This window comes from Williamwhitmania taraxaci, assembly GCF_900096565.1.
GTDB lineage: Bacteria > Bacteroidota > Bacteroidia > Bacteroidales > Williamwhitmaniaceae > Williamwhitmania > Williamwhitmania taraxaci.
Window position 1 is genome coordinate 1 of record NZ_FMYP01000036.1, and the last position, 14,189, is coordinate 14,189.

The following is a 14,189-nucleotide window of genomic DNA, read 5'->3' on the forward strand; positions in this document are numbered from 1 at the left end:
AAACAACGTGGCGTGCCGTTTCGATACCGCTGTCAACAGGATAATGAGAGGCGTGTCAACGAAGTATCTACAGAACTATTCGAATTGGTTTGTCGCGGTAGAAAGGGCAAAGAAGGAGAAATCCTCACCGGAAAAGGTAGGCCGGCAGCTGTTGAAACGCTACCAAGCATGGGATCTATTTACAAACATTGAAGCGCATTACAAGAGTTTCATACAAGCCTACTCAGAGCGCACCTACCGATGTCCAGTGAAACGGTCGTGGAAGTCGCAAAATTGGAATAGTGGAGTAATTCAGGTTAGTGCAGCATTTTAATGCTAACAAAATATTATCAACAACATTTTTTTAGATTACAGCCAATAAGTTTAAAAAGAAAAAACATAAGCAAAACTATTGATCGATTCTATAATACTTTAATTCTCCAACTGAGGTAACGCGGAGTGCACCAACAATGTTGTTTTTCTCCGAGGCTTTTACAACAGTGGGCGAGAACATGCTTTCCATGGGAAAACCTGGAAAAACGGAGCCATCACCCTTTATTACATAAGCCTTTCCCTCGTCGGTAATTACTGAAAGCAGGGGTTTACCCTTAGATCCCGGATTAAACAAAACCGGATTTTCAGTAATACTCCCTTCCAATTTCGAAGTAAACAACTTGTCGCCACCCGGGCCGAACGCTGTCAACTCATTTTCGTTGGCAAAGATAAACTCACTTTTCTTATCTCCTGTAATATCGCTATAGCAGAATTGATAATTTTTATTAAAAGAGGCAGATAATAGATCGAATACTTTGCCGTCGGGGGTAATCTTAAACACATTGCCCTCTTTGTCGGCAATTACTAAACCATTGCCATCGTCGGAGGCATAGCATTGTGTGTTTAAGCCTGGAGTAATGGCTTTCTGAAGCTTTAAGCGCTCCTTGCCCCTACGGTCGAGGAAGTAGTAGCGGATCCCATCGTTGATGCAAATATAGTCCTTGGCACCCTGCCCGATAAAGTTTACGGGCGTAGTAACCAGCCCACCGGTATTCTTGAACCTCCACCCCTGCACTTCCTTCCCATTCTTGTCGAAAAGCAAGACGCGACCATCGGCCACGGGAACAAAGATGCGGAACTCGCCATTGTTATCGTAATCGAAGAGTGAGGCAGGACCTGTGGCTGGCGACGGAAGTGCAATAGGGAATCCATCTACGATATCGCCATTTCGGTCGATTAGGTATATACTGTTTTTGGTGGTAAAGAAAAGTTGCAGCTTATAATTCTTGAAAAAGTCGACACAAAGCATATCCCCCACCAATCGATCGGCGACCTGCACCTTCCACAGCAACGATCCATCGATTCCCAAGAGGTAAACCTTATTGGAAATGTCTTGAAACGCCAGTTCGGCAGCCTTTGTTTTGTGATTTTTGAAGACAAAAGGACGCGAAGCAAGCAAGGTATCGGCGCGGAAGGTCCACTCCGCAGCAGTGGTGTTGTCCTTCTTGCCTGCCCTCGTAGAGAGGAATACATTGGTAAAGAGCTTCCCCTTGAGCGATCGTAGCTGAATGCCAAGACCACCAATGTTATCGAATATGCAGGTATGTTTGCTCAGCTCCTTTTCGAGTGGACTGTCGGCAAGCAGCTGTAGCAGCGATTTGCCTTCGGCGGGATTGAAGAAGAAGAAGACATTCCCCATGGAGGCCGCATACTGACTAATTGAGCTATAGGATGGACTATTCTTTAGCTTATCGGGCGAAGCCATGGCTTCGAGGAAGAACTTTGCTCCAGCCGGATCGGAAATTGTAAAAAAGTAGTTTTCGTAGAATCCCGCAGCAACCTCATCGAATGAAAAGAGCAGGTTTCCAAAGATTGCCTTGGAGAAATCGGTAAACGAAAGCTTGTATATGGGTAGCTTCTCGCCTCCCACCGTTACATCACCCGCCGACGACGAAACATTAACTTCGCGTGTGTAGTTGGAGAAATTCTCCTTTGCTAGCACACGAGCGGTTTCGGCATCGCCAAGTGTATAGAGATTTACCCAGCATCCACCGTTCTCGAGGCTCTCGTTACGGTAGAAAAGACTAGTTACCACTGCGGGTTTTGCTACACGAAAGAACCGTTCGATATCGAATCGATGGTCGTTGGAAAGCACCTTAAGGCGCAAATTGTGATTGTATAGCTTATTATCCTTATCGAGATTGCTCTTGATATTGGACGATAAATCGTTGAAGTCGGCAATCCCGTAGCTTACAAAGCAACCAACCGAGGCTGGAAGGGCATCGGCAATGGTAACCGGCTGGGGATCCTGATTTAAAAAAATGCGGAAAAGTTTGTTGGTAGAGTCGCTTGCCATGCTAAACCCATTTCCAATAAGAGCGTCGGGACGGGTAAACCCATCGAGGGCAATCCAATCGGTGAGGGTATTCAACACCTTTATCTGACGCATTTGGGAGTTAAGGAGCAGTGGCTGTATGAGGCTGGAGAACTTCGCACCATTTACCATTATATTAATCGCCGATTTATCGCCAAGGGTATTCCAAAGCGATTTGAATGCGGGGCTACGGATTAAGGATTCGCCGGAGGCCAGCTGCCGAATGGATGTTTCCACAATAAGACGGCTGGAAGAGATAATGGCAAGGCGGTTGCATATGGTGTAGTAAAAATCGAAAGGAAAACCAGTACCTGGCACAACATGCACGATGGTGCTGCCTTGATATTCGCCTTTTGCCATTTTTGCGCCCTTGCCTATGAGGTAGGCATCGAGCGAAGCAATGGTATGATCGCGCAAATCGGGAGGGAGCTGGATGTAATAGCCCATGCGGTTGCCCCCTTTGCCCAAAGCATGTATCGACACGAAAAGATTGGAGGAAGTAAACAGTGTGTTTAATGCATCGTTGCCGAGAGCGAGACTTTTGGCCGTTTTGTGGTTACGAACAAATTCAGCAAACCAATCGACCTCATCGAAGATGGAACCAACCCCCTCAATTTCCTGTTGGAAGTTGATGAGCTTATCGGCACTGGGGAAGCGCATCACCACAACAGCATCGGTGGGGATAGCCGCAATGGGCTCGCCCGAATTTTCGCTGTTATAAAAGATGGTAAAAAGGAATCCGATACCTAATAGCAGCACTACGAATGCTATGGCAATATAAATAATAGACCTACGCGACATACTGTTTCTCTATATACCTTACAAAGTTAAGGTTTAACCCCACCACTTCAAAAGAAAATGAAAGAAAGGCGATGAAAAGGATTGCGTGACTCAAGAATAGAACCATTTAACGATTCCACGTTTGAATAGGATTCGTCCTACTTAGTGTTGGATGCTAACAAATACTGCTAAGTTTGAATATAACTGGCAAGATTAATATGATTCGATGACATAAAAGGTTGATCGCCGCTATGCGGCATTTTTCCTATTTCTCCGATAAAATCGGAATCTCCGTGTCACTCCGACTTTTCCCTTGATGGATAAGATACAAAAGATCAAGCCTTGCCTGCTCGCCGACCCTTTTCGGCCTTGCGAGCTAAAACGGCGAAACTTGCTGCGCTAAGTTTGTATAAAAAGGGGAACTAGTTTGGAATTAAGGCGCGAAGTACTGGCCTACTCACCAACAATTAGGAATAAACCGAAGTAAAGCCTAAAATACTATAATGATCAGAAATTAGCCAGAAAAAGAAATTAGGATAAAGGCGAAACACTGAGAAATGCCCCATCTATTGTTGGCAAATAAGGTATAGCGTCTTACAGCGAAATAAACCAACAACCGTTGCTAGTTCTCCAATTCTTCCTATCTTTAAGGCACTTGCAAATGAGTAACCCATCGTTTAGGTAGTTATTCCTACAATAACAATTGTACATGGATAGAATTACATATTTACGAAAACCCCAATTCGTATCAGTATTACTGCTTTTTATACTTGCCTTGCCTATCCAGGCTAGACCCCAACCTGTATCCCCAGCCAATCAATCGGATTCCATCATAATGTTCGGTGGGGATTTCGAATACCCACCCTTTGAATACTTAAATGCGGAAGGAAAGCCGGAAGGGTTCAACATTGACATAGCCAGGGCCGTTGCAAAAGAGATGGGGCTCAATATCAACATAACGCTGGGACCTTGGTCGGAGGTTCGAAAAAACATTGAGGCTGGCAAAACGGACGCACTAATGGGGATGTTCTATTCCTCCGAACGTGACAAGAAGGTTGATTTCTCCATTCCACACTTCATCGCCTCCTACTCTCTTTTTGTGAGGGATGGTTCTGAGATAAAAGGATTGAGTGATCTAAAAAGCAGCACAGCCATTGCACAACTAGGCGATTTAGGCCACGATTACCTAGTAGAGACACAGGTAGCAAAAAACATTATCACCAAGAGCAACTGGGTGGAGACCCTCAAATCGCTCTCGAATGGAGAGGGCGATTGTGCGATAGTCTCGCGGATTCAAGGGGTGATTTTAATAAAACAACTCAACCTAAAAAACATTCACTCGGTAGGGCCTCCTTTCCTGCAACGGAAGTATTGCATGGCAGTGAAAGAGGGAAACTCGAACTTACTAGCAAAATTCAACGAAGGGCTGAGTATCCTAAAAACAACAGGAGAATTTGATGAGATCTACGAGAATTGGTTCGGACTCTATGAAAGAAAAACAATGTCGACATGGGAAGCACTATCCTTTCTTGCATGGTTCTTACTTCCTTTGGTTGGAGTAGCATTGCTCGGCGTTGCATGGCTCTGGATGCTTCGGAAACAAGTACGACGAAAAACACTGGAATTACAGTTGGAGGTAAAGGAGCGTCAATTGAACGAACAGAAGTTGGTGGAAAGCAAGCACCAATTAAAACTACAAAACGAAGAGTATGAAACGCTTTACCAATCAGTAAAAAAGCAAAATGCCATTATTGAAACCATAAACTCGCAGTTGGTGCAAGCCAAAGAAAAGGCAGAAGAGAACGATCAACTGAAATCGGCGTTTCTGGCCAACATGAGCCATGAAATACGAACACCATTAAATGGGATTGTGGGATTCTCCGCACTTTTATCCAATGGGAATTTATCTCAAATTAAACGAGATCAGTATGTCGCTGTTGTAACCAACTGTTCTGATAGGTTACTTACACTTTTAACTGATATTCTCGACATTTCAAAAATAGAAACAGGCCAAATTACATTGACGTTTAGCCCGGTCATGCTGGATGAAGTTTTTTCGGAAGTCTTTACGCTCTTCTATCCACAAACCGAACTGAAGAAAATAGAATTAACCTATACCGGCATGGACGACCAATCGTCAATTATGGTTTACACCGACAGACAACGTCTCTTTCAAATACTGATTAATCTACTCAGCAATGCAATGAAATTCACCTACTCAGGAGAAATATCATTTGGATATAAGGTTGATGGATCGCAAGTTTGTTGCTTTGTAAAGGATATGGGAGTGGGTATCGAGCCAGAATATTTAGATAAAATTTTCGGACGCTTTAGCCAAGGTAATCCTACACATCCTAACCAAGGAGGAACAGGGCTAGGTTTAGCCATTGTCAAAAGTCTTGTTACACTACTCGGTGGAAAAATATGGGTTGAATCGGAAGTAGGCAGAGGATCAACATTCTTCTTTACACTACCGTTGCAACCAAAACAAGACAAATGAATTAAATAAGTAATGCGTCAAAATAAACCCAATAAACAGGGTCTTAAAAATAAACATTTTACTGACAGAGCATAACATACTCGATATTTGGCAAACTAAGGAACAATAATCACACCTCTCTGATATTAAATGTGCTTGAAAAAACCAACTTCTACTGCAACTTAGGATTAAATTTGCAGCAAAAGTTGGATAAAATCAAGATCGGTTCAATTCCTTCTGATGGCTCATAATACCATTTCGAATAGACGCTCCTAAGCAAAGGAAATAGCTCTACAACTCGATATCCCAAATACCGGCAGCCCTTTCGAGTTCAACCAATGCTTCATTGCATTTATACAATGTTTCGTAGTAAGCGGTTTGCAGATCATTATAGGTTCGCTGAGCATTCAGAACTTCGAGCAAGGACGTCTCTCCTCTTGAGTAGCTATACATCTTTCCATTCAATACCATTTTTGCCTGATCCAAGAGTCCCTGGTTATAACTCCCTACCTGTTTGCATAAAGAAGTGTATTGATTATATGCCTGTAGAACTTCAGTTTGAATTTTCATTTCTACCTTTTTATAGAGCAATTCACCTTGTTCTATTTGAAATTTAGCAATTTTAATTTCGCCCTTATTAAAATTAGAAAACTTTAACGGAATGGCTATCCCAGCAAATATTTCAGTTGCATTAGGAGAAGATGATCCCGTATTCAAATAAGAATTTTTCGTCCCCGTTTTCAAATCGATATCCATCATTCTTTCTCGCCTAGTTAAGATCAAGGAATTTTGATTATACGTCAGATTGCTTTTTGCCGCCAACAAATCGGCCCTACTATTCAAAGCATTTGTTAGAAGTTCATCTATAGCAAAATGCCGCCGAGTCATTTCAAATTTTCCAACTGGAAAGAAGAGCGTATCCGAAATATATGTACCCGTTTTAGTGGAAAGATTAATAAATGAATTATTTCGTTCTACTTCAATCTGGAAGAGATCATTCCGTAAAACACCTGCTTCAATCTTACTTTGCGTTGCATCAATAGCATTGATACTCCCAAGGCTAAACCGCACACTATCACCATCGGATAATTCTTTCATTGTCTGATAAGAATTTAGCATTACTCGAAACAAGTAATTTTGCTTTAATGCAGCTAAATAATCAAGGGTTGCATCGGCCTGTAGATTTCGTAGGTAATCGAGAAGCATCGCATTAGCGACGGAACGCTCACTCTTTGCAAGATTGATACGTGCCTTGCGCTTCTGTCCAAGCTCAAAGGTTTTGGAAATCTCCGCTGATAATGAATAATTCTCCTCGTCTCGCGACCAATCAAAAGCGAGGGATGGATTCTGAAAAACCTTTGCTGCTTCAATTTTTGCATCGGCAATGTTGATACTATACTTTTCAACGGCATATTCGAGATTGCCGCGGACCACCATGGACAAATAATCGGTATAGCTCAGGTTGATCCTATTGAACGACGTATCCACCTGTGAGAAGGCCAAACTTGACAAGGCTAAAAGAGCAGAAAAGCATAGCCCAATGCGCGCCATTCTATTGAAATATTTCTGTTTAATCATGGTTTTCCTCCTTCTTTTCCCAGCGTTTCTCAATCATATAATAAAGAGCCGGCAATACGTAAAGTGAGATAATAGTGGCGAAAAGCAATCCGTAAACAATCACCGTTGCAAGCGGACGTTGAACATCGGAACCAATATTTGTTGAAATAGAAGCGGGAAACAGACCAACGATTGCCACCGTAGCAGTCATAACCACCGGCCTAAAACAATGACGCGCCCCAGTTGCAACGGCCTCCTTTAATTGCATGCCATGCTTGCGTAAACTATTTATACGCGAAAAAATAATCACCCCATTTTGTATGGAAACGCCAAACAACGCTATAAAACCGACTGCCGACGATACATTCAAGGTCATCCCCCGTACATTCAAGGCAATCATACCACCAAACAATGCCAATGGAATTACGCCCATAAGCACCGCAGCTTGCCGTATCTTACCAAAAGCTCCAAAAAGCAGTAGGAACATAACGGCCAATGCAAGAGGAACAATCAGAGCTAACCGGGCATAGGCGCGATTTTGGTTCTCAAATTGACCACCCCATTCCACGCTATACTTCTCATGGTCATACGCAACTTCCTTTTCAATCTTTTCCTTGGCCTGCTTAAGAAACGAGGTGAGATCCGTACCCCTCAGATTAACGCTTACAGCGATATATCGCTTATTCATCTCTCGTGCAATGGTGCTTGCGCCTGTGGTAAGAACAACATCGGCCACCTGCGATAAAGGTATCTTAGCACCCGTAGATGAAGTCAGCATTAAGTTGCCAATTTTTTCGGGTGTATTGCGACTCTCCTCATCGTACCGGCATGTAATATCATAAACCTTGTTGTCGATGAAAATTTGTGATATTGCTTTGCCTCCAATGGCAACCTCGATAAGCTCAGCAACATCCGATACATTTAGACCATACATTGCTATTTTATCGCGATTGGCATTAATAACCAATTGTGGCGCAGGCGGTTCTTGATCAATAATTAAATCTTCGGCACCGGGAATTTTTTTAATGGTTCGTAAAACATCCTCGGTAATCCGCCGGGTTTCCTTAATATCACTACCAAATATTTTCACCGCCAAATCGCTGTGTGAACCGGCCATTTGATCCATAACCATATCGATAATGGGTTGCGAAAACCCTACGGTATAGCCTGGCATTTTCTCAATATCGTGCTTTAACTCATCAATCAGATCCGATTTTGTTTTGCCGTTTTTCCACTCGCTATAAGGCTTTAACCCTATTGAACTTTCAACATGCGACTTGGAGAATGGCTCAGTACCTGCATCATCCCTACCGGTCTGGGTCATCACATAGGTTACCTCATCGTATCTTATTATATGATTTCTTAAGCTATCGTTCAATTCTTTCGCCTTCTCGAGCGTAATTCCTGGCGGGAGTTGCACTTGAAGCCAGAGCGAACCTTCATCGAGATTGGGAAGAAAATCCTTACCTACGGTGAAAGAAAGGACAACCGAAGTAACAACAATGAACACCAATGGAATAAATATCTTTTTAGGCTTGCTCAATATTACTTTTGTATGCCCGGAAAATTTCAACGTAAGCTTTTCCAGCCATCGATTTTTATAGGTCTTTTGAGGTTTCCGGTAAACGGCATAGGTTAACCCCGGAATTAAAAGCAGTGCAACCAGCAATGCACCGATCAATGCAAAACCCAGCGTAAATGCCATTGGGGTGAAAAGTTTTTTCTCAATCCTTTCGAAGGCAAACAACGGAAGGTAAGCGGTAATAATAATTATCGTAGAAAAGAATACCGGTTTGGCCACTTCAAAAACCCGTTCGACTATGGATTGTGAATCCAACTCCAATTCCGGATGATCTTCCCTCTTTTTGAGAATTGTTTCCATGGTAATGATGGCTCCTTCAATAATAATCCCGAAGTCGATTGCCCCAAGCGAGAGCAGATTCGCGGGAATATTAGTGAGTTGCATCAGGATAAAGGAAATCAGTAGCGCCAAAGGAATAGTAATAGCCACGATTAGGGCACCACGCCAACTGCCCAGAAATAGGATAAGAATGAAAAGGACTAATAACATTCCAAAAAGCAGCGTATGCGAAACGGTATTCAGGGTAGTATCCACCAACGTGGTTCTATCCATAAAAGGATGAATTGTAACTCCCTTAGGCAGTATAGAAGTATTTAACTCTTCCACTTTTTTATGAATTCCATCCAAAACAGTCGAAGGATTTTGACCCCTTAAAAGCTGTACAATTCCCTCGACACTTTCAGGATAATCGCGCTTCTTATCGGTATAACCAATAACACCCTTGCGTTCGAGCGTTCCATACTTTAACGTTCCTATATCATTCAGATATACAGGTACGCCCTTCTCCGTTTTTACTACGATCTTGCCTAAATCAGCCAGATCTTTCACTAAACCGATACCTCGAATCACATAGCTCAAATCGCCACGGTTAAGCATACTGCCACCGGCATTTGCGTTGTTTTTCATGATATTATCGGTAACCTCCGAAAGCGACAATTTATATTGCTCTAACTTTGTAGGGTTAAGTTCGATCTGAAATTGCGTGGTTATTCCACCAAAGTTACTGACATCGGCAACTCCAGTAACCTGCTTCAGACTTGGTATGATTACCCATTTATTTAAATCGGTAAGTTCGCGTAAGTCGTGATTTTTGCCTTCAATAATATAACGGTAAATTTCACCAGTAGGGGACGTTAATGGATTCAAACCAGGGCTTGCTCCAAATGGCAACTCTACATCGGCTAATCGTTCCTGAACTCTCTGTCGCGCCCAGTAATCGTCGACCCCATCTTTAAAAACTAGCAATATGGATGAAATTCCAAACGTATTTCGGCTACGCATGGTAACCAACCCAGGCAATCCATTTAGAGCGCGCTCGATAGGAATCGCAATTTGTTGTTCCACCTCCTCAGCCGCCAAACCCGGTACTTGTGTAATTACCTGTACGGTAACATCGGCAATATCGGGATAAGCATCAATGGCAAGTTGCTGCCACGAGTAGTATCCAAAGCAACCCAACAAAACAAACAGGGAAGCCATTATCCATCGGTGCTGCACCGATATGCTAATAATTTTTCTCATGCCCGTTTATTTTTCTTCCAGTAAGTAGAAACCACCATCGACAATTATTTCATCGCCGGTATTCAGCCCCGATTTAACAATTGCACTATCCTTATCCTCAGTTATCGTCTCTATTCTCTGTTTGAGATATTTATTTCCAGCTAGATGCACAAAAACATAACTCACATCATCCCGTTGAAAAATTGCTTTAAGCGGAACAACAATCGCCTTTTCGATGATATGCGCAAATTTTGCAGTAACATACATCCCAGGCTTCATTATCTTTTCCTTATTATCGCAGGCAATAAGAACTTGCACCGATCGAGTATCCTCGTCGATAATAGAATTAATATGGTAAATCTTACCCTTAATGTTTTTTTCAGGGAATGAGATTAAGGTTATCCCCACTTCTGCAGTATCGCTGATATAGCGAATGTCCTTTTCTTTTACCTGACCAGCAACCCAAACCTTACTAAGTTCAGCAACTGTAGCGACCGGATCGGAATCGTCCTTAATATATTGACCTATTACAATAGTGTTTTCAACGATCGTTCCTTTTATGGGCGAACGGACTATCAACGGCTGGCCTAATACTAAACTGGATGTATCCACTTGAAATACCTTAAGGCTGGCTACCGCATTTTCGAAATTTTGCGTCTTGATGGCATAACATACCTGAGCCTCCTCGAGATCCTTCTGAACGCCAACTCCTTTATTAAGTAAATCCTTTTGCCGTTTTAAGAATTTCGAGGCCAAATCCATCTCTTCCTTGGTTTGATAGTAAGCCTTTCCTGTTTCAAAATAAGCAGGAGAGCTGATTTCGAAAACAGGAGTGCCCGCATTTACCTCTTGACCAAGGCGCACAAAACACTTAGTTACTCGCCCTGCAAATGGAGCTGCAATTAATGCATAGTTATTGGGGATTGCATTTACAGTGCCAGACGTAGTTAGATCAAACGAATATGATCGAGTTTTTACTTTTTGAGTAATTAGCTTCCGTAGAATTGGTGAGCCATCGGCTATAGTTACAGTATCGGCACCAACATTATAATCGACTTTCTCAATTGACTCATTAGTTGGGTTACATGCTGCGAATACTAACGCAGCGATGCAAACCGTAAATATCTTATTCATGCTTAAAATTTTAAATACACGATTCCTTGCTCACAATTAAATTGCAAACAACAATTTGAATAATCAGATGAAATTAACTTTCATCAATCAGCAGGTGTATTTAAAGGGAGGTGCTCGCAATCCATTCGAGCACAAATAGGTGAAACAGGAAAAATTGTCATCATTCTTTTGAGAAACAACTCTTCGAAATGTAACCTTTACAACTTCAATTGAAAATGCAAAGAATGAAACTACAGCTAAAAAAGTTGTTAAGAGCTGAATCAGGACATACTCGTTTGAAGTATGATGATGATTGACTGGTTCTTTATCAGATCCAGAGTGAAATGGATGGGAGTGAACAATCGTTACTCCATTTTCAATGTGATGGGTATGAATAAATAACGTTATACTCCCGTAATACCCCAGAAAGAGTAACAATAGTGAGTATCGCGCAATTATATTAATCCAATGTTTCAATTCGACAGCACATTCTTTTTGCAAAGGTAATTAAATAGTATCCGTTACAAATTATATTCTGGGTGTTGGAGAACTTTAGTTGTATGAATACTGGGTGTAGCTATATAATACGCCCAATGCGTGCAGAGATTTAACCCAGTAAGAACAGAGTTCAGAATTATTTACTGACGCGTTCATCCTTTCAAATCCAACTCATCACCAGCGCCATGACCACACCGCCAAGAACAATCCAAATTACATCCACTTTTCGCATCAGTAATACAAATGCCACCAGAGTGAAAAGGATGTTACCGATATTCCAATGTATACCTAGGGCAAAACGGTAAGTTACTATTGCGAGCAAACCAACAAACGAACAAAGGATTCCGTTTATCACCTTATTGAATTGTGGATAGGATCTTAACTTATCGAAAAATGGGATAATACCCATAAGAATAAGAAATGAAGGAGTAAACACGCATACCGTAGCAAGAATCCCACCCCAAAATCCGAAGTGCATATACCCAAAAAAGGTTGCCGAAATAATGATGGAGCCGGGAGTCACCTGACCAAGAATAACACCGTCCATGAAGACCTGCTCGCTAAACCATCCAAATAAATCCACCAGTTCGTTATACATAATGGGCATTGCGGCCAATCCTCCGCCGAAAGAGAAGAGGTCGATGCGCAGCATAATGGTTGCCAGCGTAAAGTATTCTTTGTTGACAAAGAAGAGAATCGTTGCACTAGTCACCACGGCTAGCAGAAGCCAAAGAAAAAACCTACCCGTTTTTATCCCGACAATCTTCATGGGTATCTCTAACTCCTTTTTGGTAAGGAGTAAGCCTAACAGTGCTGCCACTATCAACACAAGTGCAGGATGCAACTTGGTAAGGAACAGGGTAGCTGCTACCCCAGCAATTGCCCAATCATTGATCTGGTGAAAGTTCTTTTTACCAAATATATACGCTGCATTGGCAACAATAGCAACAATCACCACCCTCAACCCACCTAAAATGACCTCGACACCCTCAATGTTTTTAGAATGTTTATAGATGACCGAAAGGATAATCATGATGAGAAATGCAGGAAGCCCAAACCCAACAAAGCAGACAACTGCACCGCGAAGCCCCCTTATCTTCAACCCAATGTAGGCAGCCAGCTGCATGACGATGGCTCCCGGAATCAGCTGGCAGAGAGCCAGTCCTGAATCGAAAGTAGAAGCGCTAAGCCATCTTCTCTTTTCCACAATATGCTTACGGACATGGGCCGTGATGGCGAGCCCACCAAAGGCTGTAAGCCCAATCCAAAAGAATGTGCGAAACAAGTCCGTAAGCGAAGGATCTACCATCGGCATCGAAAGCAAGCGCTTTAGTTTGGCTTCAACATTTACCTTCCACTGACTCATAGTAATGTATTGAAAATAACTACCAAAGAAATTACCGAAATGAAGCACCAAAGAACTACTCCTTGCACGAATGGTTTCACGCCTACCGATACCACAAGGTCTTTGGTCAGTCCCGATCCGATAAGGAACAGGGTAATTTTTAGCCCCACCTTCGATAGCATCACGATAACTGAAGACACCTCATGTATTGAAGGGATAAAAGTATTGATTATCATTGCCAAAACGAAAAGAAAGATAAAGTAAGGTATCTGGACTTTTTTCGATTCTCGTTTAAATGCAAAAGCGGTAATAATCGATATTGGAATTATCCATAAGGCGCGCTCGAGTTTTATGGTAGTGGCTATTTGCAATGCTTCTGCCCCATACTTTTGGGCTGCCCCCACAACCGAGCTGGTATCGTGAATGGCAATGGCCGCCCACACCCCGAACTGATGCTGTGTGAGATGAAGCAAATGTCCAATCCATGGAAAAAGGAAAAGGGCCAGGGAGTTTAAAATGAAAATGGTTCCCAAGGCCGTGGAAATTTGCTTTTCGTTTGGTTTTATAACCGATGCGATGGCAGCGATGGCACTACCCCCACAAATCGCCGTCCCGGTAGAAATTAGGTAAGATGTATTGCGCTCAACCATTAACTTACGCCCAAGGAACAACCCCAACGTAATGGTTGTGACAATTGAAAACACCGTAAATAGAAGGCCTTGCTTTCCCACCTCAAACGCCTCTATCGCATTCATCCCAAAACCCAACCCCACCACGGAGGCCTGTAGCAGTATTCGAGTTAGTTTTTTACTGAACGTAGGGAAAGGATGGTGAACCGTTTGTGCCAAAAAAATCCCTAAGAGCAGGGCAATTGGAGTATCAATAAAAGGTAGCGCGCAAACGGCTATTGCCGCAATGTAGATAATCCTGGGAGCATTCATTTCGATAGCATTTGATCGCCACAAACGTAACACAGTTACGATCAGCA

The 14,189-nt window shown here is 42.5% G+C and carries 8 protein-coding genes; 2 read left to right on the plus strand and 6 right to left on the minus strand.

Annotation, left to right across the window (positions count from 1 at the left end; translation table 11 throughout):
* On the plus strand, positions 1-313 hold a 313-nt coding region (locus BLS65_RS18250; protein WP_212590534.1), incomplete at its 5' end, for a hypothetical protein.
* A gap of 75 nt (positions 314-388) precedes the next feature.
* Here the strand turns inward: BLS65_RS18250 and BLS65_RS10340 are convergent.
* Entirely contained in the window at positions 389-3,148 is a 2,760-nt protein-coding gene (locus BLS65_RS10340; RefSeq protein ID WP_092438660.1) for a hypothetical protein, read from the minus strand.
* A 688-nt stretch (positions 3,149-3,836) separates the two neighbouring features.
* Here BLS65_RS10340 and BLS65_RS10345 point away from each other — a divergent pair.
* Entirely contained in the window at positions 3,837-5,627 is a 1,791-nt protein-coding gene (locus BLS65_RS10345; RefSeq protein WP_092438662.1) for a transporter substrate-binding domain-containing protein, read from the plus strand.
* A gap of 270 nt (positions 5,628-5,897) precedes the next feature.
* Here the strand turns inward: BLS65_RS10345 and BLS65_RS10350 are convergent, their stop codons facing one another.
* The 5 genes from BLS65_RS10350 to BLS65_RS10370 form a co-directional block, all read right to left on the minus strand.
* Positions 5,898-7,184, minus strand: a complete 1,287-nt coding sequence (locus BLS65_RS10350; protein ID WP_092438664.1) for a TolC family protein — start codon at positions 7,182-7,184, stop codon at positions 5,898-5,900.
* The gene (locus BLS65_RS10355; RefSeq protein ID WP_092438666.1) at positions 7,177-10,266 is read right to left on the minus strand and encodes an efflux RND transporter permease subunit; all 3,090 of its coding nucleotides are present in this window, start codon (positions 10,264-10,266) and stop codon (positions 7,177-7,179) included. Before BLS65_RS10355 ends, BLS65_RS10350 begins: the two co-directional genes overlap by 8 nt.
* A gap of 6 nt (positions 10,267-10,272) precedes the next feature.
* Positions 10,273-11,379: an efflux RND transporter periplasmic adaptor subunit gene (locus BLS65_RS10360; RefSeq protein WP_092438668.1), complete on the minus strand. Its 1,107-nt coding sequence runs from the start codon at positions 11,377-11,379 to the stop codon at positions 10,273-10,275.
* A gap of 637 nt (positions 11,380-12,016) precedes the next feature.
* Positions 12,017-13,222 carry a chromate efflux transporter gene (gene chrA / locus BLS65_RS10365; protein ID WP_092438670.1) on the minus strand — a complete coding sequence of 402 codons (1,206 nt, stop codon included), beginning with the start codon at positions 13,220-13,222 and terminating at the stop codon, positions 12,017-12,019.
* Entirely contained in the window at positions 13,219-14,142 is a 924-nt protein-coding gene (locus BLS65_RS10370) for a YeiH family protein (protein WP_092438672.1), read from the minus strand. Before BLS65_RS10370 ends, chrA begins: the two co-directional genes overlap by 4 nt.
* Between the last annotated feature and the right edge of the window lie 47 nt (positions 14,143-14,189).